Source organism: Paenibacillus brevis (genome assembly GCF_018919145.1).
In the GTDB taxonomy this organism is placed as follows: Bacteria; Bacillota; Bacilli; order Paenibacillales; family Paenibacillaceae; genus Fontibacillus; species Fontibacillus brevis.
Genome location: NZ_JAHLQJ010000009.1, coordinates 57,096 through 79,666 on the forward strand (window position 1 = coordinate 57,096; position 22,571 = coordinate 79,666).

20 protein-coding genes are annotated in these 22,571 nt (G+C 51.2%); 19 read left to right on the forward strand and 1 reads right to left on the reverse strand.

The window, feature by feature from the left end; genetic code table 11:
- Positions 1–29 precede the first annotated feature (29 nt).
- The 15 genes from cotE to glnA all read left to right on the forward strand — a co-directional run bounded on the left by cotE (position 30) and on the right by glnA (position 19,538).
- The gene (cotE, locus tag KQJ23_RS11610; RefSeq protein WP_044478799.1) at positions 30–575 is read left to right on the forward strand and encodes an outer spore coat protein CotE; all 546 of its coding nucleotides are present in this window, start codon (positions 30–32) and stop codon (positions 573–575) included.
- 297 nt (positions 576–872) lie between these two features.
- On the forward strand, positions 873–2,348 hold the full coding sequence (locus KQJ23_RS11615; RefSeq protein ID WP_216479052.1) for a putative amidoligase domain-containing protein: 1,476 nt from the start codon (positions 873–875) through the stop codon (positions 2,346–2,348).
- Between the two features lie 69 nt (positions 2,349–2,417).
- On the forward strand, positions 2,418–5,084 hold the full coding sequence (gene mutS, locus KQJ23_RS11620) for a DNA mismatch repair protein MutS (RefSeq protein WP_216479053.1): 2,667 nt from the start codon (positions 2,418–2,420) through the stop codon (positions 5,082–5,084).
- Positions 5,085–5,310: 226 nt separating this feature from the next.
- Entirely contained in the window at positions 5,311–7,290 is a 1,980-nt protein-coding gene (mutL, locus tag KQJ23_RS11625) for a DNA mismatch repair endonuclease MutL (protein WP_216479054.1), read from the forward strand.
- 279 nt (positions 7,291–7,569) lie between these two features.
- The gene (locus tag KQJ23_RS11630) at positions 7,570–8,355 is read left to right on the forward strand and encodes a class I SAM-dependent methyltransferase (RefSeq protein ID WP_216479055.1); all 786 of its coding nucleotides are present in this window, start codon (positions 7,570–7,572) and stop codon (positions 8,353–8,355) included.
- The gene (miaA, locus tag KQJ23_RS11635) at positions 8,339–9,313 is read left to right on the forward strand and encodes a tRNA (adenosine(37)-N6)-dimethylallyltransferase MiaA (protein WP_216479056.1); all 975 of its coding nucleotides are present in this window, start codon (positions 8,339–8,341) and stop codon (positions 9,311–9,313) included. The genes KQJ23_RS11630 and miaA overlap by 17 nt, the downstream gene beginning before the upstream one ends.
- Before the next feature lie 25 nt (positions 9,314–9,338).
- Positions 9,339–9,578 carry an RNA chaperone Hfq gene (gene hfq / locus KQJ23_RS11640; RefSeq protein WP_216479057.1) on the forward strand — a complete coding sequence of 80 codons (240 nt, stop codon included), beginning with the start codon at positions 9,339–9,341 and terminating at the stop codon, positions 9,576–9,578.
- A 352-nt stretch (positions 9,579–9,930) separates the two neighbouring features.
- Positions 9,931–12,519, forward strand: a complete 2,589-nt coding sequence (locus KQJ23_RS11645) for a transglycosylase domain-containing protein (RefSeq protein ID WP_216479058.1) — start codon at positions 9,931–9,933, stop codon at positions 12,517–12,519.
- A 148-nt stretch (positions 12,520–12,667) separates the two neighbouring features.
- Positions 12,668–13,246, forward strand: coding sequence for a ribonuclease FAU-1 family protein (locus KQJ23_RS11650; protein WP_216479059.1), 579 nt, complete (start codon positions 12,668–12,670; stop codon positions 13,244–13,246).
- The gene (locus tag KQJ23_RS11655; protein WP_216479060.1) at positions 13,230–13,901 is read left to right on the forward strand and encodes a YdcF family protein; all 672 of its coding nucleotides are present in this window, start codon (positions 13,230–13,232) and stop codon (positions 13,899–13,901) included. Before KQJ23_RS11650 ends, KQJ23_RS11655 begins: the two co-directional genes overlap by 17 nt.
- Positions 13,902–14,016: 115 nt before the next feature.
- The gene (locus tag KQJ23_RS11660; RefSeq protein ID WP_216479061.1) at positions 14,017–15,006 is read left to right on the forward strand and encodes an AAA family ATPase; all 990 of its coding nucleotides are present in this window, start codon (positions 14,017–14,019) and stop codon (positions 15,004–15,006) included.
- A gap of 14 nt (positions 15,007–15,020) precedes the next feature.
- Complete coding sequence (gene hflX, locus KQJ23_RS11665) at positions 15,021–16,331, forward strand: GTPase HflX (RefSeq protein WP_216479062.1); 1,311 nt, start codon at positions 15,021–15,023, stop codon at positions 16,329–16,331.
- Positions 16,332–16,374: 43 nt separating this feature from the next.
- Positions 16,375–17,640: a methionine gamma-lyase family protein gene (locus KQJ23_RS11670; protein WP_216479063.1), complete on the forward strand. Its 1,266-nt coding sequence runs from the start codon at positions 16,375–16,377 to the stop codon at positions 17,638–17,640.
- Positions 17,641–17,777: 137 nt separating this feature from the next.
- A complete protein-coding gene (locus KQJ23_RS11675) occupies positions 17,778–18,191 on the forward strand; it encodes a MerR family transcriptional regulator (protein WP_044478780.1) in 414 nt (137 codons plus the stop codon).
- Positions 18,192–18,209: 18 nt separating this feature from the next.
- Positions 18,210–19,538: a type I glutamate--ammonia ligase gene (gene glnA, locus KQJ23_RS11680; RefSeq protein WP_216479064.1), complete on the forward strand. Its 1,329-nt coding sequence runs from the start codon at positions 18,210–18,212 to the stop codon at positions 19,536–19,538.
- Positions 19,539–19,635: 97 nt separating this feature from the next.
- Here the strand turns inward: glnA and lexA are convergent, their stop codons facing one another.
- Positions 19,636–20,262, reverse strand: coding sequence for a transcriptional repressor LexA (lexA, locus tag KQJ23_RS11685; protein ID WP_044478777.1), 627 nt, complete (start codon positions 20,260–20,262; stop codon positions 19,636–19,638).
- 184 nt (positions 20,263–20,446) lie between these two features.
- On the opposite strand from lexA, the gene KQJ23_RS11690 reads away from it, so the two are divergent.
- The 4 genes from KQJ23_RS11690 to KQJ23_RS11705 all read left to right on the forward strand — a co-directional run bounded on the left by KQJ23_RS11690 (position 20,447) and on the right by KQJ23_RS11705 (position 22,570).
- On the forward strand, positions 20,447–20,809 hold the full coding sequence (locus KQJ23_RS11690) for a LysM peptidoglycan-binding domain-containing protein (protein WP_216479065.1): 363 nt from the start codon (positions 20,447–20,449) through the stop codon (positions 20,807–20,809).
- 177 nt (positions 20,810–20,986) lie between these two features.
- The gene (locus KQJ23_RS11695) at positions 20,987–21,160 is read left to right on the forward strand and encodes a DUF896 domain-containing protein (protein ID WP_071784176.1); all 174 of its coding nucleotides are present in this window, start codon (positions 20,987–20,989) and stop codon (positions 21,158–21,160) included.
- 44 nt (positions 21,161–21,204) lie between these two features.
- Positions 21,205–21,744, forward strand: coding sequence for a DUF4153 domain-containing protein (locus KQJ23_RS11700; protein WP_216479066.1), 540 nt, complete (start codon positions 21,205–21,207; stop codon positions 21,742–21,744).
- Between the two features lie 31 nt (positions 21,745–21,775).
- The gene (locus KQJ23_RS11705; RefSeq protein ID WP_216479067.1) at positions 21,776–22,570 is read left to right on the forward strand and encodes an HAD family hydrolase; all 795 of its coding nucleotides are present in this window, start codon (positions 21,776–21,778) and stop codon (positions 22,568–22,570) included.
- The last annotated feature ends 1 nt before the right edge of the window (position 22,571 follow it).

The following is a 22,571-nucleotide window of genomic DNA, read 5'->3' on the forward strand; positions in this document are numbered from 1 at the left end:
TGAATGATGTATGGAGGAGGAATAAAACCATGTCATTGAAATATCAAAGTAGAGAGATTATCACGAAAGCGATCTGCGGAAAAGGTCGTAAGTTCTCTACCGTAACACATACCGTGAGTCCGCCTCACAAACCGACCAGCATTCTGGGGGCCTGGATTATTAACCACCAGTATGAAGCGGTTGCCGCGGGTGACGGAATTGAAGTTATTGGTACTTACGATATCAACATTTGGTACTCCTACGACAGAAACTCGCAGACAGAGGTTGCCAAAGAAACCGTATCGTACGTTGAACATGTGCCGCTCAGCTATCTGGACAGCAGACATCGTGCTTCAACCGTGGAAGTGACTGCGGAGGCAACGCAGGAGCCGAGCACGGTTGAAGCGAATGTGACCGGGGACGGCCGGGTTGCGATTCGCGTGGAGCGCGAGTTCGCCGTAGAGCTTGTGGCCGAGACCAAGCTGAATGTGCTTGTCGTACCGGGCAGTGACGACGGAGATAAGGATTACGACTTTGGATCCGATTTCGACGACTACGAAGATCTGGATCCAGACCTCCTCGACGACGAGCTGTAGGACTGCGGACATCTCTTGCGAGGAGCCGCTCACAGCTTCCCGGCAACAATGATGGATGGTTAGTATGGTCTACTATATGCGGCAGGGGCGTCGTCGTCGAGGGCGGCTGCCCTCTTTTTGTTTATAGAGGTAGCCCAAAAGTCATTTTCCATCGCGAAGAGCTTCAAAAGGTTGATTCGGGTTCTCGCAACCTTCTCGGTGCTGAAAAGCTGACTTTTTGAACAAGAGTTAAGCAGGGAAGAAAGATTCCGCAATCGCCGTTATATCCGATATAGAAGATGAAGGAGAGTCGTTGTGATGAGCGTCCGCCATGTGCTTGTACTCCCGTCCCTGAATGCGGAGATGAAAAGAAAGCTGATCCTTGCTCTGAACCGTAACGAAGGACCTTTCCGAGTGCTGAACCTTGCCGACGACCGCCTACAGGTCTTTCGCGAAGGACGGCTTGGTACGAAAGACAGATGGAATAACGGGCGGGTTAGATTGCAGGATAACTGTCTTTGTTATGGACCTGCGGATGCTGATGCAGGAGGAGATCTGTGCGAGTGGCCGATGAACTTCGGCGCCGGGCTAGTTAGAAACCGAAGTGTTAAGCAAATGGAATCCCGGCTACGCATGGAAGGGATTTCCTCGGAGTTAAGCAGGGGGCCTGCTATAAAAGGGTACTATCGCCGGTATCTGGTTCAGGTGTATCATTTACAGCCTCTTCAAATGGTTCCTTGGAACGGTGAAGACGCATTAAGCGGCATGGCGCTGCCGCAATCCGCTGCCGCTCCTGTACCCGGCTCTCCACTCTGGAAGCGGTTGTCGAGGACGGCTGTTCACTCCTTATATGCGCTAGGCCTTGACTACGGAGAGGTGATGCTCCGCACTGATGGGGACGGCCAATCTATTGTGGAGCATGTGGCGGACGGGACAGATTGGCGGTCTCCAGGCTGGGAATGGCGGATGGCAGATGCGATGAGGCAGCAATTGCAGCTGCTGAGTCAATGGCAGTCGGAATTGCCGGTCCCCCTGATCGGGATGGACCCGGAATTTTTGCTGTATAACCCGGACACCCGCAAGGTCATTCCGGCATCCCGGTATTTGGACCGCCAGGGAGTAGCAGGCTGTGATGTGTTAAGGTACCGGGGACGAAGAATGCTTCCGCTTGCTGAGCTGCGTCCTAAACCTGGCTCGGAGCCTAGAGAGGTCGTCCTTCATCTGTTGGCAGCGTTCCGTACAGCACGTGCGGCGATATCTGATGACCAGTTGATTTGGCAGGCGGGAGGGATGCCGCAGCAAGGCTTTCCATTGGGAGGACATCTGCATTTCAGCGGTGTTCCGCTATCCGGAGAGCTGCTTCGAGTGCTTGATAATTATTTGGCATTGCCGGTGGCGCTTCTAGAGGATGAGCGGAGTGCCCGTCGCCGTCCGCGCTATGGGAGTCTTGGTGATTACAGGCTCCAGGATTACGGAGGCTTCGAATATCGAACCCTGCCGAGCTTCCTGATCTCTCCTATGGTGACAAAAGGAATTGTCGCACTAGCCAGGGCCATTACTGAAAGCTATAGAGAGCTTGATCAACGGCCGCTTGAGCTTAATGAGGTGCGGAAAGCTTTTTACCGGGGGACGAAGACAGTATTGGCACGAGAATGGCCGCCATTGGCACGCAGGTTAAGGGAGCTTCCTGCTTACGAACGCTATCAAAGCTATATCGATCCATTGCTTGACGCAATTTCCTCCGGTGCAACCTGGGATGAGTCGGCAGATATCCGGCTGATGTGGAGGCTGTAATTTCACTCGTAACCCTGACCGCCTTTCTGGTATAATAGAGATCTATGAAAGGGAATTTGGAGGTTGCGAATGGCTACATATACCCCAATGATCGAACAATATTTGAGTGTAAAAGCCCAGGCTCAGGATGCTTTTCTCTTTTTCCGGCTGGGCGATTTTTATGAGATGTTTTTTGAGGATGCCTTGCTTGCCTCGAAGGAGCTGGAGATTACGCTGACCGGACGGGATGGCGGAGTCGAGGAGAAAATCCCGATGTGCGGCGTTCCCTATCATTCGGCGGAGAATTATATCCAGCGCCTGATCGAGAAGGGATACAAGGTGGCCATCTGCGAGCAAGTGGAAGACCCGGCTACGGCCAAAGGGGTCGTCCGGCGGGAGATTATCCGCGTCGTGACCCCGGGAACGGTCATGGAGGGCAAAACGATAGGAGAAGGCGCCAACAACTATCTCGTCTGCTTGACTGAGCAGGACGGCACGATGGCGCTGGCTGCCTGCGATCTGTCCACAGGGGAGCTGTATGTCACCTCTTCGCCGTCGAGCTGGGAATGGCTCAAGGGAGAGGTTGGTGTCTACGATCCTTCCGAGCTGATCGGGGATGAAGCACTGCTCTCCTATATTGAAGGACAAGCTGCTCCTTTGGGCAAAAGCGTGGTCTATACTGCATGGGATAAAGGCAAGGAGGAGCTGTCCCGCAAGCAGTTCGGCGAGGCTGCCTGGATTCGTCTTGAAAATGAACGCCGAAGCTGTATCTCTCTGTTAATCGGTTATCTTAGCGAGACGCAGAAGCGCTCTCTGGGGCAATTGACCAAGTTCTCCTCCTATGAGCCGGAGCAATATATGATTCTCGATCCTTTTACCCGGCGGAACCTGGAGCTGGTGGAGACGGTCAGAGAGCGTTCCAAGAAGGGATCGCTCTTGTGGCTGCTCGACCGGACCGAGACCTCGATGGGAGCGCGTCTGCTTCGTCGCTGGGTAGATAAGCCGCTGCTCAAGCGTGCTGAGATCGAAGCCCGTCTGGAGGCGGTGGAGAAGCTTCGCGACGGCTTTATCGTTCGTGAGGATTTGCGGGCTTCCCTGGAGGAGGTCTACGACCTGGAGCGGCTGACCGGGCGAATCGCCTTCGGAAGTGCGAACGGCCGGGATATGAATGCGCTCAAGTTATCCCTGCGCAAGGCTCCGGGCATTAAGGAGCTGTGTCAATCCTCCGGCTCGGCAACATTAGGGCAATTGGCGGAAGAAATGGATGTATGCAGCGACCTGGCTGATCTGATCGATGCGGCAATCGCGGAGGATCCCCCGGTATCGGTCAGAGATGGAGGCGTCATCCGCAACGGGTATCATGAACGGCTAGACGAGCTGCGTGAGGCGGGCAGCAACGGCAAGCGCTGGATTGCCGAGCTGGAAGCGGCAGAACGCCGGCATACCGGCATCAAGTCGCTTAAAATCGGCTACAACAAGGTGTTTGGTTATTATATCGAGGTGACCAAATCGAATTTGAGTTCTTTGCCTGAAGGACGCTATGAGCGCAAGCAGACGCTCGCCAATGCCGAACGCTTTGTAACCCCTGAACTGAAGGAAAAGGAGACGCTTATTCTGGAGGCTGAGGAGCAGATGGCCGATCTGGAATATCGCTTGTTCAGCGAGCTGCGGGAGCAGATAGCCGGACAAATCGAGCGTCTGCAGCTGCTCGCCGAGCAGCTCTCCAAGATCGATGTCCTGTGCGCGCTCGCCGCAGTAGCGGCGGACGGCGGATATGTGCGTCCGCAATTGACGGACGGGTATGATTTGCGGATCGAGCAGGGACGTCACCCTGTTGTCGAGACCGTCATGAAGGATGCCTCATTTATAGATAATGGAACGGCGCTGGAAAAAGACAAGGCCAGCATTCTCCTGATTACCGGACCTAATATGGCCGGGAAGAGTACGTATATGCGTCAGGTGGCGTTGATCTCCATCCTGGCCCAGATCGGCAGCTTTGTGCCGGCGGCCAAGGCGGAGATTCCGGTTGTGGACCGGATTTTCACCCGAATAGGGGCAGCAGATGACCTGATCGGCGGGCAAAGCACGTTTATGGTGGAAATGGCCGACATCCAGATTATGACCGAAAAAGCCACCTCAAGAAGTCTGATTATCATTGACGAGCTGGGCCGGGGAACCTCGACAAGCGAAGGGATGGCCATTGCCCAGGCTGTCATTGAATATGTCCATCATCATATCGGCTGCAAGGCACTGGTATCCACGCATTTTCATGAGCTTGCCCATCTGGAGAGCAGTCTGTCAGGCTTAAGCAACTATCGCATGGCTGTGCAGGAAAGCGGGGATAAGGTGCACTTTCTGCGCAAGCTGGTGCCCGGGGCGGCCGACACAAGCTATGGCATCTATTGTGCCAGACTTGCGGGCCTGCCGAATGGCATCATCGAGCGTGCGTACGGGCTGCTTCAGAGCCTGGAGCAGGCGGCCGCAGCGGTTGCAGTAGGGGATCTCCCTGTCCAATCAGAGGCGGGAGGGTCTTTGCCGGACAAGCAAATTGCACCTGAAGTCCCGCCAACATCCGATGTTGTGCAGCTCTCTATTTTTGGCGATGAGCCTGTGGAAAGAAAGAGCAAACCGATACAGGATGACAGCGGGTTGAAGCAAATTGTTAATACCATTAAGAATTGCGATTTAATGAATATGACACCACTGGAGGCTATGCAGCTTGTAAATGAGCTGAAGCAGAAGGTGAAGCAGCTGTAGTTAGGTATATATAGGTTGAACTAGAAAGCTACACAGAAAGGGCATAAGTGTGAAGTGTTCAGTAGAAGCGTTAGCGTTCGCCTTTGTGAGCGGATTTCTACTTTAAGATGGCTTAGTTCAGTCCAAGAAATCCGCGAACAACAGCGATCGTAAGAACACTTCACACGTTGTCTCTCGTGTACAAATCTTTAGTTCAACTAGTATAGTTGACGGGAGGGGAACATGCATGGCAAAAATAACGGTACTGGATGAGCATATTGCAAACCAGATCGCGGCGGGCGAGGTTGTGGAGCGTCCTGCTTCAGTGGTGAAGGAGTTGGTCGAGAACTCCGTAGACTCTGGCGCCTCCAAAATTGAGGTTCAAGTGGAGGAAGGCGGACTGGAGCTGATCAAGGTCACGGATAACGGCTTGGGGATCGAGTCGGATGACTGCGAAAAGGCTTTTTATCGTCATGCTACCAGCAAGCTTGCAAACGGGCGGGACCTGTTCCAGATCCGAAGCCTTGGCTTCCGCGGGGAGGCATTGCCCAGTATTGCGGCCGTTTCCAAGGTCCGTCTTGTATCCTCTGCCGACGACAGCGGCCTTGGCCGCGTAATCGCAATTGAAGGCGGCACGCTGAAGGAGAATGAGCTGACCGCAGCGCCTCAGGGAACGGATATTACCATTAAGGAATTATTTTACAACACACCGGCCAGGCTTAAATATATGAAGACGATTCAGACGGAGCTGGGGCATGTGTCGGATGTGATGTACCGGCAGGCTTTGGCCCATCCTGAAATATCGTTCAGTCTCAGGCATAACGGCAATACGCTCCTCCAAACCGGGGGGAGCGGCGGCCTGCTCCAGGTCATTGCTGCAATCTACGGGATCAATACTTCGAAAGCAATGATCCCTATCGAAGGAGAGAATCTTGATTACCGGGTTACCGGCTTTATCGGTCTTCCGGAGCTGACCCGTTCCAGCCGGACCGGCATGTCGACGATCATTAACGGCCGGTATATCCGGAATACGGGTCTGCAGCAAAGTGTTCTGCGCGCATACCATACGTTGCTTCCGATCAACCGCTATCCGCTGGTGGTGCTTCAACTGGAGATGCACCCGTCACTGGTTGACGTGAACGTGCACCCGGCCAAGCTGGAGGTTCGCTTCAGCAAGGAGATCGAGCTGAATGCCTTTGTGGAGGAGACGCTGCGGCAGGCCTTGTCACAGCAGGTGCTGATTCCTCAGGTCGCCAAGCAGCCGCTCGGTAAGCCAGGCTCCGGATCGGTGATCCAGGAGCAGCTGCGCTTCCCGGCCTTCCGGCCGGACAGCAGCGCAGAATCCGCCGCGCCTGCGGCTGCGGCGGTGCCGCGGCCGGCTCATGAGACGGCCGGACAGGCCTTGCCCGGCGCCGCTCCAGCCAGCGGCGACTACACCAGCCCTGCGGCCCGCGAAGCGGCTGCCGCGGGGTGGCCATCGGCGCTGCGCGAGCGCCCGGCGCCGGGCAGCTTTGCCGGCAGCGCAGGCGGAGCCGCGCAGCCGAGCTCTGCGCCGCCCGCTTCGCGCGGGGCGGCGGCACAGCCGGCGCGGCCTGCCGATGCCGACGCGCTGTATAGCGCTCCGGACGCATCGCCGGAGCTGCCGGCCTTTCCGGAGCTGACCCTGATCGGGCAGCACCATGGCACTTACCTGATCGCTCAAGATGAGCAGGGGCTGTACTTGATCGATCAGCATGCGGCCCATGAACGGGTGAATTACGAATATTACTACGAGAAATTCGGCAAACCAGCCGATGCGTCCCAGGAGCTGCTGCTGCCTTTGACGCTTGAATTTACGCCTGCCGAGGCGGAGAAGCTGAAGGATCGCCTTAGCTGGTTTGAGCAGGCGGGTGTGATTCTTGAGCCTTTTGGAGGCGGAACATTCCGCGTTGCTGCTTATCCTTACTGGTTTCCGGAAGGAGAAGAGGCCTCGATCATAACGGAGATGGCTGAGTGGGTGTTGAATGAACGCCAATTGGATTTGGCCAAGCTTCGGGAGAAATCATCCATTATGGTCTCCTGCAAGGCCTCGATCAAAGCGAATCAAAAGCTGACAAATGAGGAGGCAGACACTCTGCTTGCCCGATTGGCCAGCTGCAAGCAGCCTTATACCTGCCCTCACGGGCGGCCAATTGTCATTTCCTTTAGTAACTATGATCTGGAAAAATTATTCAAGCGGGTCATGTAAGGAAGTTCAAAAAGTTATCTTTTGATCACGAAGTGTTACGAGAGGTTGATTCGACATCGAATCTTGCGTTCACCCTCGAAGTCCAAGCGGATGCTTACGAGGTATGCTTCCTTTGGAAGCATTTCACTCGTGTAGGTATTGCCTACACTCCGTTCCTCCTTCTTCGGGTTCTCGCAACCTTCTCGGCGCTGAAAAGCTATCTTTTTGAACACGTATGTAAAGAGGTAGTTCAAAAAGTCACCTTTCGATCAACTATAGAGAACGGAGGAACGAGCGCCAGTGATTATAACAACAGGAGATCATCCGGCCCAGGCAACCGTGAGAAGAGCCGAGAGCCTTGCTGCGAAGACAGGCGTGCGCTACCTTCCTAGGAACAGAACCTCTCTTTCAAAGATGAGCCTTCAAACGGGGGACGGGGACATATTAGTGGTTCTCGAAGGTGGGGCAAGGCTTTATCGGCAGAATGAGGAGGATATGCACTTTCATCCCAGCATGTCTTTTGTCCGTGCGAAGCGGGTCCTGCGCGGGGAGCGCGATCCGATGCTGGAGGCGGCGAAGCTGCTGCCGGGGGATTCCGTGGTGGATTGCACCGCCGGGCTAGGCTCGGATTCGGCGATATTCTCGTTGGGAGCCGGAGCTGCCGGAAAGGTCCTTGCGCTCGAGCAATCCCTTCCGCTGTGGAGTTTGCTTCATGAAGGTTTTGCTAACTATGTATCCGGGGTAAAAGAGTTTGATGAGGCGCTTCGGCGGATCGAGCTGGTGCGCAGCGATCATCTGGAAGCCTTAAAGGGGCTGCCGGATAAGAGCGCCGATGTTGTCTACTTTGATCCCATGTTCCGGGATCCGGTGGCGGAATCGTCAGCGATCTCCCCGCTGAGAGCATTTGCGAATAACAGCTGCCTTACCCGGGAAGCTGTTCAGGAGGCTTGCCGGGTAGCGCGCAAGGTCGTCATGCTGAAGGAAAAGAAAGACAGCGGTGAATTTCAGCGTTTGGGCTTTACGATCTGCCGCCGTTCCCAGGCCAAAATTGTGTACGGAGTGATTGAGCTTGACAACATTGGATAAACCGAAGCTGGTGGTCTTACTTGGTCCGACAGCAGTAGGCAAGACAAGGCTGAGCATTGAGCTGGCCAAGGCATTCTCCTGCGAGATTATTTCCGGGGATTCCATGCAGGTGTACCGGGGAATGGATATCGGAACCGCTAAAATAACCCTTGAAGAAACGCAGGGCATTCCTCATCACCTGATTGATGTGCTGGAGCCGGACGAACCGTTCTCGGTCGCGCTGTTTCAGGAATGGTGCGGGCAGTTGATTCCGGAGATCCATGCCAGAGGCCGCCTGCCATTCATAGTAGGTGGTACGGGCTTGTATATTGAATCCGTCTGCTATGGCTTTCAGTTCACCGAGGCTTCTGCCGATGAAGAGTTCCGGGCACGTCAGCAGCAAATCTATGAGCTGGAGGGACCGGAGGCGCTTCATGCCAAGCTGGCCGAGGTCGATCCGAAATCCGCTGAGCGGCTGCACCCCAATGATATCCGGAGGGTGATCCGGGCTCTTGAGGTATTCCATGTCACAGGTGAACGGTTATCTGCGAGTCTGGAGCGGCAAAAGAGGGAATCTCCGTATGAACTCTGCCTCATCGGTTTGACAATGGACCGTCAAATGCTATATAACCGTATTGAACAGCGTATTGACGAAATGGTCGCTTCAGGACTGGTTGAGGAGGTTCGCCAGCTTCTGGAGAGAGGAATTCCACGGGATACGGTATCCATGCAGGGACTTGGCTACAAGGAAATCATCGAGCATCTGGAGGATGAAGTTCCACTGGAGGCTGCGGTGTACAAATTGAAACGGGATACCCGTCATTTTGCCAAGCGGCAGTTATCCTGGTTCCGCCACATGAAGGATATTTCCTGGATCGATGTGGGGGACGGCCAAAATTTTCAGTCAATTTTCATGGAAGCACAGGCTATAATAGCAGGAAAGTTTTCATCAGATATTGAATATAATTCTAAACACTAAATGATTCCTATTGGGGGTACGGCTAATGAACAAGTCCATTAATATCCAAGATACATTCCTGAATCAAATGCGCAAAGAGAGTATTCCTGTTACGGTGTTTCTGACGAACGGTTTCCAGATCAGAGGGACAATCAAGGCATTTGACAACTATATCATCGTAATCGACAGTGACGGCCGTCAACAAATGGTGTACAAGCATGCGATTTCGACTTTCCAGCCGCAGCGCAACGTGTCCCTGATGCAAGAAACCCAAAATGATGCATAAGACATCTGAAACTTTTTAAATTGCAAGACGTTTAAGTGTATAGGAAGAAGAGTGGAGCAACCTGAGAGAGGTTGTTCTTTTCTTTCCGGGGCCAATTCAATGTAATGCTCGCAGTTATAATGCGAGTTCAAAAAGTCAACTTTTCAGCACCGAGAAGGTTGCGGGAATCCGAAGAAGGAGGAACGGAATGTAGGCAGACCCTACATGAGTACCGGAGTTCTAGGGTGAACGCAAGATTCGACGTCGAATGATCCTCTTGAAACACTTCGTGATCAAAAGGGAACTTTTTGAACAACCTCTTTAAGTAAAGTAGAGAGAGGATCGAAAGATCGGTAAGAAGGGAGTCAACACCATGCCAGACAAGAGAACTTCCAGACTGGAGAGAAGCAGCAAGCCGGCACAAAAGCAAGGGGCATCCCAGGGACAGAAAAAGAAAAAGAAACGGATCACCACGAAAAAGCTGTTGTGGACCTCGTTCTTCACGATTGCCTTTGCGATTTTCTGCGCGATTGCAGGCTATATGTACATTACGATCAGCGGCGAGAAGATTCTGGCCGAGAATCAAGACAAGCTGTTTATTTACGAGACCTCCAAAGTTTACGACCGCACAGGCAAATTAATGGGTGAGCTGTCGGTCAACCGGAGCGAACCTGTGGAAGAGGAAGATATCCCTGAGTTGTTGAAAGATGCATTCAAGGCGACTGAGGACCGTCGCTTTGACGAGCATAACGGGATCGATTTGTGGGCGATCGGCCGGGCTGCGGTCAAGGATATCATGGCACGCTCGCTTGTTGAAGGGGGAAGTACCATCACCCAGCAATTAGCGAAGAACATGTTCTTGGACTTTGACAAGACCTTCTTTCGGAAGGCAACAGAAATGTCGATTGCAATGGCCTTGGAGCGCCACAATACGAAGGATGAAATTTTGACGATGTATTTAAACCGGATTTTCTTCGGTCAGAAGTCCTACGGTATCAAGGCGGCATCCCAGCGCTACTTCGGGAAGAGCGATCTGAACGAGCTTGAGCTATGGGAAATAGCGACTCTGGCGGCAATTCCTAAAGGTCCGTCTATCTACAACCCGGTCGCTAATCCTGAGCAGTCCAAGCAGCGGCGTGCTGTCGTCCTGGAGCTGATGTACCAAGAGGGCTATATTACTGCAGCGGAGCGGGATCAGGCCAAAGCGGTGGATTATACCTACGCGGCACCGGACAAAAGCGGCAGCTATCAGGGATTTATCGATTATGTGGTGAAGGAAGCCGAAGAGAAGTTCGGGTTGACGGAAGACCAATTGAACCGTGGCGGTTATAAAATCTATACGACGATGGACATTCAAGCACAAAAAGCTGTAGAAAAGGCCTTTGCCAATGACGATTTCTTTGAAAAAAGCGTCGATGATCAGCAGGTACAGGCATCCATTGTTATTCAGAATCATGAGAATGGAAGTCTGATCGCCCTGCTGGGCGGCCGCGATTATGAGCGTAAAGGCTTCAGCCGGGTAACAAGCCGCCGTCAGCCGGGGTCAACGTTCAAGCCGATCGTCTCCTATGCTCCTGCACTCGAGAGCGGCAAGTTCACACCTAACTCTCTGATCAGCAATGAGCAGCAGTGCTTCGGCGACTATTGTCCAAAAAACCTGCACGGCTATTCCAAAACAATTGATATGACTACTGCATTAACGAAATCGGAAAACATCCCCTCTGTCTGGCTTCTTAATGAAGTAGGCGTTGGCGCAGGCTTGAAGATGGCTACGGATATGGGAATTACGATGGATAAGGACGACCGCAATCTTGCGATTGCGCTTGGCGGACTTACCTATGGCACGAATACCCTCGAGATGGCAGGAGCCTTCAGCGTATTTGCTAATGGGGGCAATTACAATGCGCCTTACTCCATCAAGTCGATTCAGGATCATGATGGTGTAGAGAAATACAAATACAATGCTCCTAAGACGAAGCGGGTGATTTCCGAACAGACCGCTTATTATATGACGAGCATGTTGCAGAATGTTATCAATGACGGGACAGGGAAACGGGCCAAGATCGACCGTCCCGTAGCCGGCAAGACGGGAACAACGCAGCACGGAATTAGCGGACTTAAGAGCAGCAAGAACAGAGATGTCTGGTTCGTAGGCTATACGCCGGAATGGACCGCATCGATCTGGATGGGCTATGATCAGCCTGATAAAAATCATCTGCTCAACGGCAGCAGCGGCCAGGCCGCTAGTCTGTTCGCAACGATTATGAAGGAAGCTTTGGCAGGATATCCTGTGAAGGACTTCCCGGTGCCGGCTGATCTGGAGCCGGTTGAGCCGGAAGAAGAACTGGTTCTGAATCCTGCCAACCTGTCCGCTTCTTACAATAAGGATACAGGCATTATTGCCTTGACCTGGGATGGCGTGGATACCGAAGGAGCGGTATATCGTCTCTATCGTAGAGCACTTACGGAAATGGACTTTGCATTGTATTATGAGACCCAAGCAACATCTGCAGAGGATATCGCAGCAGAGGTTGGTTCCGGTTATGAATACTATGTAACTGCTTATGATCCGGCCAATGATGAAGAAAGCGATCCGTCCAATATTGCACAGGTGCTGATTGTGGCAGATGATCCTCCAATGGACGATATCGATCCTGACGATGGCATCATTGTTGACCCGGGTTCGGGGAATGACACCGGACAGGAAGGCGGCAACGGTCAAGGTCCTGGTTCGGGACAAGGGAATGGAACCGACAATGGAAATGGTCCCGGCAATAGCGATAACGGCAGCAACGGAAATCAGAACGGCCAAAATCCTGATCAGGGACAAGGCGGCGGCAATCCGGGCGGGGGCGGAGAGGAGCCTCCGGGCAACGGGGATATAGACGGATCAGCACAGGAAGGACAGGGCGGAGATGATCCGGCTGCCCAGGTGCAAGGAGATCCGAATACCGGCGGATAATCCGCTATAGACAGAAGTGAAACAGGGCATCGGCTTAGGGCCGATGTCCTGTTTTTTTATGAAAACCTATGAACTCCAAATTTCATTTTTGAGACTCCCTATCAAATATGGTAAGCTGATTATACATTGTGTTGAAAGGGATCAGCCTATGAAGAGAAAATTCGGAGACCGTGCGAATTGGCGGCGCATTACCCAGCGCCAGTTCAAATCCAAGTATGTGGAAAGCGAAGCATTTACAGGCTATATGACGCTGTACAATATCCATGCCTTGAGAGACCCCCTCTGGAAAACCTACGGAGGGCATACGTTCCGTATTGCCGACAAGGGCTACACTTGGCTCCAGTATTATCCAAAGGGGGCACACTTTATCGTGACCGCGATGTTTGACAATCAAGGCGAGATCGTGGAATGGTATATTGATGTGTGCAAAACCCAGGGAGTTACAGATCAAGGCGTGCCCTGGTTCGATGATTTATACCTGGATATTGTGGTGCTTCGGAATGGAGAGGTCTTCCTGCTGGATGAGGATGAGCTAGACGATGCTTTGGGCAAAGGCTCGATTACGGTTAAGGATTATGATCTGGCGACAGAGACGGCTCGTGAGCTGCTTGGGGAGATCCGTGCTCATCGGTTCCCTTATTTTTCGATGTCTCTGGAGGATTTCAAGAAGCATGCCTTTGAGCTGAATCCACCGCGAACAGGAGGCAAAGATGGATTATCGGACTAGACCGGTTGTAGCGGTATCTAGGCGCAGGACAAGCGGGATGCGTCGACGTCTCCTGCTTTTTCTTGTGTGCTGCGTGCTGGCCGGGTTGCTGTGGATCGGATTTTGCCTGTATCAAATCGGCAGTGTTGACCGGAATCCGGCAGTGAACAGATATGACCAGAAGCCAGCCGATGCAGGGATCGTCCTTGGAGCCTCTATGTGGGGCGATACGCCAAGTCCGGGGTTGCAGGAGCGTCTGAATCAGGCATTGGCAGATTATAGAGCGGGCAAGTTCGAAAAGCTCATCCTGACCGGCGGACTGGATAAGCCGGATTACAAGTATACCGAGGCGGAGGGGATGGCTAACTTTCTGATCTCGCACGGGATCCCTGAAGAAGCGCTCCTGTTGGAGAATGAATCAACAAGCACCTATGAGAATTTGTTATTCAGCCGGGAGATCATGGAGGATCACGGTCTGAAATCATCAGTCATTATCACACATACCTATCATGGAAACCGGGCCTACGAGATTGCAGAGATGCTGAATTACGATCACCCGGGGCTATCCCTAACGGAGACGAAGGTTCTAAAGCCTAATCAAACCGTTTTGCGGGAGGTCCTGGCTTACACGAAGTGGAAGATGGATCAGATCAGGCTCGTCCTGGGCTGGAAATAGCAAAACTTCTAATAACGGAGCAGAAGAGAGAATACATTCTATAAGCGTGTTCAAAAAGTCAGCTTTTGAACAACCTCTCTATTAGCTAATCCCATTGGTTAGAGGTGATCCATAGATGTCAGGACGTGTTGTGGCCAGAAGCGGATTTCCTGAAGAGCGACCTTCAAGACAGATTAACGTCATTCTTCGAAGTTCCGAGCCTCCGGTTGTATCCCAGCCTCAGACCCAAGAGAGTGAAGGGCAGCAGATCGCGGGAACCAAGGGCAATCCTCAGCAGCAAAACCTGTTCCATGAGCTTCAAAAGGAATTAGACGGCCTTGTAGGTCTGGATCATATTAAGGAATTCATGTTTGAGATATTCGCTCTGCTGCAAATTGCGGCAATGCGTTCGGAGGCAGGTCTGATATCAGACCCTCAGGTATTCCATATGGTGTTTAAGGGGAACCCGGGAACAGGAAAGACCACGGTAGCAAGAATCGTCGCCAAAATGTTTCAGCGGATGGGAGTTCTCAGTAAGGGGCATTTGATCGAGGTGGAGAGAGCTGATCTTGTCGGCGAATATATCGGACACACCGCACAGAAGACGAGAGACCTAATCAAGAAGGCGCTGGGAGGCATTCTTTTCATCGATGAAGCCTACAGTCTGGCTCGCGGCGGAGATAAGGACTTCGGCAAGGAAGCGATTGATACACTTGTAAAAGCGATGGAGGACCAGAAGAATCAATTCATCTTGATTTTAGCTGGTTACTCTGATGAAATGGATTTCTTTCTGGCTACAAATCCAGGGCTGCCGTCCCGTTTTCCGATTCAGATGGATTTTCCGGATTACTCGATTGATCAATTAATTCAAATTGCTGAAGGAATGGTTAAGGAACGGGATTATATTTTGATGCCTCAGGCGATACTCAAAATTAAGCAGCATTTGGTTCAAGAGAAATGTGAGACGGAACATCTTTTCAGTAATGCCAGATATGTCCGCAATGTGATTGAGCGGTCTATCCGCCAGCAGGCTGTCCGGCTGCTTCAGCAATACAGCGGCGGATCGCCAGGCAAGCTGGAACTGATGACCATTCGAACTGAGGATTTGAAGCTAGAGAAGAAATGAGGGCTTATCAAGTCATGTCAAGATTAACCTATGAGACCAGGACGATGGAACCCGATCGGGCTGTTGTAGCCAGTCTGATCACGCCGGATATGAAGAAAGAAGGGATATCACCGGAAAATTCGCTGGACGAATTGATTCAACTGGCTGATACGGCGGGGGTTGAGGTTACCGGGCAGATAGTTCAGTATCGGGACAGGCCGGACCCCCGTTTTTTGCTGGGCAAAGGCAAGGTGCTGGAGTTGAAGGAACTGCTCCAGGAGCAGGAGGCAAATACGGCGATTTTCGATCAAGAGCTGTCCGGAGCGCAGGTACGTAATCTGGAACAGCTGCTTGATGTGCGGATCATTGACCGTACTCAGCTGATCCTGGACATTTTTGCACAGCGTGCCAGAACCCGGGAGGGGATCATCCAGGTAGAGCTTGCCCAGTTGACTTATCTGCTTCCGAGATTATCCGGGCACGGCAAGAATCTGTCCCGGTTAGGCGGCGGTATCGGAACCCGGGGTCCGGGTGAGAGTAAGCTGGAGACCGACAGACGTCATATCCGCAGACGAATAGGGGAATTAAAGCGGCAGCTTCATGAAGTAACCCGGCATCGCCAACTGCACCGTTCCAGAAGAAAGGAAACCGGTATTGTCCAGGTTGCGCTGGTAGGCTACACCAATGCAGGAAAATCGACTTTGTTAAAAGCGTTGACAGATGCGGATGTATTGATTGAGAACCGGCTGTTTGCTACGCTGGATCCAACCTCGAGAACGATGGAACTGCCCGGGGGCAGAGAAGTGGTATTAACCGATACCGTTGGCTTTATACAGAATCTTCCTCATGATCTGGTGGCGGCCTTCCGTGCGACGCTGGAGGAGGTCAATGAGGCTGATCTGATTCTGCATGTCATCGACGCATCGTCCGCAATGCGGGAGGAACAGCAGGAGGTAGTGGACCGTATTCTTCATGAGCTGGGGGCAGGAGGAAAGCCGCAGCTTGTGCTCTATAATAAAATGGATCTCTGTGAAGAGCGTCAGAAGGAGATGCTGCATGGGGGCAGCGGTTACCTGAAGGTAAGCGCCTTTAATGAGCATGATATGAACCGTATTCGTGAGGCCGTGCAAGAATCCCTGTCAGGCGGACTGCGTACGTTCCGGATTCCGGCCGCCAGGGGAGACTTGACGCCTGTACTATACAGGATCGGACAAGTTATAAATCATCGGTATGACGAAACGGATACCATTTATTCGATCGATGTCAGCCGGGGTGAATATGATAAATATGCTTACTTGCTGGCTCCGTTTGCTACCAAAGAGCAGGAAGAGCCACTGAAGCATTAAGTTATTCATTTGTTTGAATTTGAATGGGAGAGGGATTATCAACATGGCAGCATTTTCAGAAGAGATTGTCCGCTGGGTTCAAGAGGCGGAGGAGCAGGTGACTGACAAGTTCCGCGAGATGGACCGGATCGCAGATTTGAATCAATGGAAGGTGATCGAGGCCTTCCAGAAGTTTCAGGTCAGCGACTTTCATTTTGCCGGATCGACCGGTTATGCTTACAATGACCGAGGAAGAGAGATTCTTGACCAGGTCTATGCCGAGGTGTTCGGTGCGCAGGCCGCGCTTGTGCGCCCGCATTTTGCTTCCGGGACGCATACGATTGCCACGGCGCTGTTTGGGGTGCTTCGTCCTGGCGACCGACTCTTATACATTTCAGGAACACCTTATGATACCTTGCACAAGGTAATTGGTACGCCGGGAGATGGCACCGGATCGCTCCAGGATTTCGGAATCGGTTATGATGAAGTTTCGTTGCTTGCCGATGGCACCGTGGATTGGGATACGGTCAGTACCAAAATTACCGATCGTACCAAGGTCATCGGAATCCAGCGTTCACGCGGCTACGATTGGCGGGATTCCTTCTCGGTTGCCGAGATCGGCGAAATGGTGGCCAGAGTAAAACGCCTGCATCCCGATTGCATTGTGTTTGTCGATAACTGCTACGGCGAGTTTACGGAGGAACTGGAGCCGACTCAGGTAGGGGCTGACTTAATCGCAGGCTCACTGATTAAAAATCCGGGGGGAGGCTTAGCTGAAACCGGAGGTTATATCTGTGGCAAAGCAAAGCTGGTAGAATTGGCTGCGTATCGTTTGACTGCGCCGGGGATTGGCGGAGAGGTTGGCGCTATGCTGGGTACAACCCGCGGCATCTACCAAGGACTGTTCCTTGCTCCTGTGATTGTGGGACAAGCTGTGAAGGGAAGCATTTTGGCTGCAGCTGTATTTGCCAAGGCCGGATTCTTGAGCCGTCCCGCGTGGAATGCGAAGCGTACCGATCTGATTCAAGCTATTTCTTTCGGCCGTGAAGAGCAGCTTGTTGCCTTCGTACAAGGCATACAACGAGCCGCAGCTGTGGATGGGCATGTAGTGCCTGAAGCATGGGACATGCCCGGCTACGAGCATCCGGTCATCATGGCCGCCGGCACCTTTATTCAGGGAGGGAGCCTTGAACTGTCGGCAGATGCCCCGATCCGCGAGCCATATATTGCTTATATGCAAGGCGGACTTACCTATTCTCATGTAAAATTCGGTATTCTAACTGCGCTGCAATTAATGCTGGACCGCAAGCTGCTGGAGATTTCCGGCTAAAAGATATGAAGAAGAAGTACCTTCCTGATGAAGTCAGGGGGTACTTCTTTTGTGAGTTAATCTAACATAAGTATTGACATGTCAGGATACTTTACATAGAATAATAACATGATTATCTAACTGGAAGGTTGAGAGCGATGAGTGACGAAATTCGCAGAAATATGGCCTTGTTTCCGATTGGAATTGTAATGAAGCTCACGGATTTAACGGCTAGGCAAATTCGTTATTACGAGCAGCATCAATTAATCGTTCCCGCACGTACGTCCGGCAATCAGCGATTGTTCTCGTTTAACGATGTGGAGCGCTTGTTGGAGATCAAGGGTCTAATTGATAAGGGAGTTAATATTGCCGGCATCAAGCAGGTGATGAACCCGATGACCAAGGATTCTCAAGAGGCTACTGTAATTACGAAGGATACCGAAGTGAAGCGGAAGGAAATGTCTGATTCCCAACTGTACCGGATGCTAAAGCAGCAGTTATTAACTGGAGGAACACGGCCGGGCCAGGTATCGTTGATCCAGGGAGAACTGTCCAGCTTTTTCAAATTATAAATATGGGGAGAGATTAGTTTGGGTTACACTAGAGAAGATATTACACGTATTGCCAAAGAAGAAAATGTTCGCTTTATCCGCTTGCAGTTCACGGATCTGCTCGGTACCATCAAGAACGTTGAAATTCCGGTGAGCCAGCTGGAGAAGGCGCTTGATAACAAGATGATGTTTGACGGTTCTTCCATCGAAGGCTATGTACGTATCGAAGAATCTGATATGTATCTCTTCCCGGACCTGGACACCTGGGTTGTATTTCCTTGGGTAGCACAAGACCGCGTTGCCCGTCTGATCTGTGATGTGTATATGCCGGACGGTACTCCTTTTGCCGGCGATCCTCGCGGTATTCTGAAGCGGGTACTGCGTGAAGCCGAAGAAATGGGCTACACTTCCATGAATGTGGGTCCTGAGCCGGAATTTTTCCTGTTCAAGACAGATGAAAAAGGCAATCCAACCATGGAACTGAATGACCAAGGCGGATATTTTGACCTTGCTCCTACTGATCTTGGCGAGAACTGTCGTCGTGAAATCGTATTGACCCTGGAAGAGATGGGCTTTGAAATCGAAGCTTCTCACCATGAAGTTGCCCCGGGCCAGCACGAAATCGATTTTAAATATGCGGATGCGATTAAAGCTGCAGACCAAATTCAAACCTTCAAGCTGGTTGTAAAGACCATCGCCCGTCAGCATGGACTGCATGCGACATTTATGCCGAAGCCGTTGTTCGGGGTTAGCGGTTCGGGTATGCACTGTCACCAGTCGTTGTTCCGCGGCAATGTGAATGCATTCTATGAGGAAAGCGATGCGTTGGGACTGAGTCAAGAAGCTCGCCATTACATGGCGGGTATTCTGAAGCATGCTCGTGCATTTGCAGCGATCACTAACCCGACCGTCAACTCTTATAAGCGTTTGGTTCCTGGCTATGAAGCACCTTGCTATGTTGCCTGGTCCTCCAGCAACCGCAGCCCGATGATCCGTATTCCTGCATCACGCGGACTGAGTACACGGATTGAGGTTCGTAATCCGGATCCTGCTGCGAATCCATACCTTGCTTTGGCAGTTATGCTGAAGGCAGGCCTGGACGGCATTAAGAACAAGCTTTCGCTGGTGGATCCGGTGGACCGCAACATCTATGTAATGTCCGAAGAGGAAAGAATCGAAGAGGGGATCCCTAGCTTGCCGGTTGACCTGAAGGAAGCAATTAATGAATTGATCCGCAGTGAGGTCATTACGGAAGCGCTCGGCGATCATGCCTTGACCCACTTCTTCGAATTGAAGGAAATCGAGTGGGATATCTTCCGCACGCAAGTTCACAACTGGGAAAGAGATCAATATATGACGTTGTATTAATCAAGGAATCCCCCGAGGCCGTTGGCTTCGGGGGATTGATGCATAAGAATGCGAAAAAAGACGCCCTAGGGCGTCTTTTTCTATATACTGTATCAAATCAGTGCAAATCCCGAAACAAGCCAATAACTTTGCCCAAAATGGTAACCTGCTTCAAGCGAATAGGCTCCATGGTCGGATTCTCGGGTTGAAGACGAATATGGTCCTTCTCTTTATAGAAGGTCTTGACGGTAGCTTCATCATCTTCATTCATGGCAACGACAATATCTCCGTTATTAGCGGTCTGCTGTTGCTTGACGATGACAAAGTCTCCGCTATGTATGCCAGCCTCGATCATGCTGTCACCCACCACGGACAACATAAATACTTCTCCTTCTTCTCCGTAGTGCTGCGGAAGAGGGAAGTAGTCTTCGATATTCTCGGTAGCCGTGATAGGAACACCGGCTGTTACCTTGCCTACGACAGGAACACGGGCGATGCTATGTGTGAATAAAGCCAGTCCATCCTCATCCTCTTGGCCGAGTATTTCAATAGCTCTCGGTTTGGTAGGATCCCGGCGGATCAGTCCTTTCTTCTCCAGACGGTCAAGATGACCATGGACGGTCGAGCTGGATGCCAGTCCAACAGCTTCCCCGATCTCACGGACGGAGGGTGGGTAGCCTTTCATACGGACCTCGTTGCGGATAAATTCTAGTATTGCCTGTTGACGGCTGGACACCTTGGACATTTCAATATCCCCCATTAGTAACGTTTGGAAAAATTATAACATAGAACTGTCGTTCGTACAAACATAAGTTCTAAATTAAATCGAAAATAAAGGGAACGATTGTTCTAAAAAGTATTGAATCAAACAAGTGTTCGTGTTATATTAAAAAACAAGAACGAGAACATTTGTTTGGAGGATGATAATAATGTTAAAATACACTACATATAAGAGTATCTATGAGACACCCGAATCGGCCTCGCCGGCTTCCTTTCTTGAATCCTGTATGAAGAGATGGGGGAAGGGGGCTATAAAGCTGGTCCTGTTTCTTTTACTTCTAAGTGTTACGGGAACAGGAGTCGTTTCTGCATTCGCTTCATCTGACAGTTCTTCGAATAAACAGGAATCGGCCACAGTGGTTATTGTTCATGGAGGGGATACGCTGTGGGAGATTGCCTTGGATAATAAGCCTGCAAGCGAGGATACTCGTGTCTATGTAGAGAGAATCAAGCGTTTTAACGACTTGCATTCAAGTAATATCCGGGTTGGCGACACCCTGAGAATGCCTTGATCAGCTTTAAAGGTTGGTGATGCATTTATTCCATTAATTGAGTTCAGATTTACAGCAATTTCATTGCTTCCCAGGAAGAGCTTGACTCAAGGACTGACTTGCCTTGACAAGCTCTTTTTCTCATGTCAAAGTAAGATTGTTGTATTATTTTTTCTACTAGATGTCAGGAGGGACACCATGGATATAGATGCTTTGATTCAAAGAATCAACGAACTGGCCCGGAAGAACAATTCCGAGGGCTTAACGGAAGACGAAAAGCTGGAAAGAGCGCATCTGCGTGAGGTTTATCTGCAAAATGTCCGGAGAAATTTCCGGCAGCAGTTGGAATCCATCGAAATTGTGGATAAATAAAGCAAAGCTATATTGACTTCATCATTGAACTAGGAGGAGCAAGAATGGGATCGTTTGACCGAAAAGTGGAGCGTAATCAAAAGAAGATGTACAAAAACGGGAAGGGGCCTGCCGTAAAGACCAGATCGAACAGGGATCCCCGAACTGCGCTTGGCGCAAAAGGTGATGGTGAGATTTTTAAGGGCCGGAAGATTATTTTGCCTGTCGTATTAGCGCTCCTGGCAATCCTGTATGGCGTGATCGGAACGATTGGAAACACGGCTGAGCTAAGTTCTACTATTTTCTGGCTGACGATCGTCTTGTACCTGTTGTTGGCTCTGATGATCTTCCTCAGAAGACCCTATTTGAGAATCGACAGAACCTGGCTGTACACATCCAAGTACAACCGAGACAAGATCATCGAAGCGAACAATATCAGCAAGATCAAAGTGAGTAAAAACCGCAACAAGATCACGATTGTTCCTAAGAGCAAGGATGTAAATTGGGTATTTTCCCGCAGCCGCAATCTGTTTGATACTCAAGCAATGGCTGCTCATCTGGAGCAGTATGCTAAAGTGAACCATGTAGCGTTTGAAACGGAATAAAAAATAGATCTAGACAGGGAGTGCGAGTGGAATGACGATTAAGGCCGTATGTTTTGACTTGGACGATACATTGTTATGGGATGATCGTAGCGTCCGTGAAGCTTTTGAGGCAACCTGCCTGAAGGCACAGGAAACCGCCGGAACCGACCCGGTTAGGCTGGAGGAAGCTGTACGCAGAGAAGCCAGAGAGTTGTACGAGTCTTATGAGACATTCCCATTCACAAAAATGATTGGTATCAATCCGTTCGAAGGCTTGTGGGCTACTTTTTCGGCGGGAGAACAACCGGAATTCCGCAAGCTGGAGCAACTGGCTCCGGTCTATCGCAAGGAATCGTGGCGTAGGGGTCTGCTATCGCTTGGTGTGGATGATGAGCGACTTGCCGAAGAACTCGCTAACCTGTTTGGAAGGGAACGTCGTAGCCGCCCTCACGTATACGAAGAGACCTTCCGCATTCTTGACGAGCTGAAAGGGAAGGTTAGGCTGCTGCTGTTGACGAACGGATGTCCGGCGCTGCAGCAAGAGAAGATTAACGGTGTACCTGAGCTGGCGTCCTATTTTGATCATATTGTTATTTCGGGATCTTTCGGGAAAGGTAAACCGGATTTGACGATCTTTGAGCATGCATTGGAGAAACTGGAGCTGAATGCAGATGAGTGTCTGATGGTCGGCGATAAGCTAACAACTGATATTTGTGGCGGACTTGGAGCCGGAATGACAACAGTATGGGTGAACCGTGAGCATAAGCCGCGTACCGATGAGATCGTTCCGCACCATGAAATTGAGCACTTGTCAGAACTGCATGCTATTATTGAAGCTCTTTCTTAAG

What these genes read in the sequence shown, in the direction of transcription:
- KQJ23_RS11690 (WP_216479065.1), top strand. Translation starts at nt 20,447, where the DNA reads ATGTTAAAATACACTACATATAAGAGTATCTATGAGACACCCGAATCG.
- lexA (WP_044478777.1), bottom strand. Translation starts at nt 20,262, where the DNA reads ATGTCCAAGGTGTCCAGCCGTCAACAGGCAATACTAGAATTTATCCGC.
- hfq (WP_216479057.1), top strand. Translation starts at nt 9,339, where the DNA reads ATGAACAAGTCCATTAATATCCAAGATACATTCCTGAATCAAATGCGC.
- KQJ23_RS11650 (WP_216479059.1), top strand. Translation starts at nt 12,668, where the DNA reads ATGAAGAGAAAATTCGGAGACCGTGCGAATTGGCGGCGCATTACCCAG.
- hflX (WP_216479062.1), top strand. Translation starts at nt 15,021, where the DNA reads ATGTCAAGATTAACCTATGAGACCAGGACGATGGAACCCGATCGGGCT.
- KQJ23_RS11645 (WP_216479058.1), top strand. Translation starts at nt 9,931, where the DNA reads ATGCCAGACAAGAGAACTTCCAGACTGGAGAGAAGCAGCAAGCCGGCA.
- KQJ23_RS11615 (WP_216479052.1), top strand. Translation starts at nt 873, where the DNA reads ATGAGCGTCCGCCATGTGCTTGTACTCCCGTCCCTGAATGCGGAGATG.
- cotE (WP_044478799.1), top strand. Translation starts at nt 30, where the DNA reads ATGTCATTGAAATATCAAAGTAGAGAGATTATCACGAAAGCGATCTGC.
- KQJ23_RS11695 (WP_071784176.1), top strand. Translation starts at nt 20,987, where the DNA reads ATGGATATAGATGCTTTGATTCAAAGAATCAACGAACTGGCCCGGAAG.
- KQJ23_RS11700 (WP_216479066.1), top strand. Translation starts at nt 21,205, where the DNA reads ATGGGATCGTTTGACCGAAAAGTGGAGCGTAATCAAAAGAAGATGTAC.
- KQJ23_RS11675 (WP_044478780.1), top strand. Translation starts at nt 17,778, where the DNA reads ATGAGTGACGAAATTCGCAGAAATATGGCCTTGTTTCCGATTGGAATT.
- KQJ23_RS11670 (WP_216479063.1), top strand. Translation starts at nt 16,375, where the DNA reads ATGGCAGCATTTTCAGAAGAGATTGTCCGCTGGGTTCAAGAGGCGGAG.
- KQJ23_RS11705 (WP_216479067.1), top strand. Translation starts at nt 21,776, where the DNA reads ATGACGATTAAGGCCGTATGTTTTGACTTGGACGATACATTGTTATGG.
- mutL (WP_216479054.1), top strand. Translation starts at nt 5,311, where the DNA reads ATGGCAAAAATAACGGTACTGGATGAGCATATTGCAAACCAGATCGCG.
- KQJ23_RS11655 (WP_216479060.1), top strand. Translation starts at nt 13,230, where the DNA reads ATGGATTATCGGACTAGACCGGTTGTAGCGGTATCTAGGCGCAGGACA.
- mutS (WP_216479053.1), top strand. Translation starts at nt 2,418, where the DNA reads ATGGCTACATATACCCCAATGATCGAACAATATTTGAGTGTAAAAGCC.
- KQJ23_RS11660 (WP_216479061.1), top strand. Translation starts at nt 14,017, where the DNA reads ATGTCAGGACGTGTTGTGGCCAGAAGCGGATTTCCTGAAGAGCGACCT.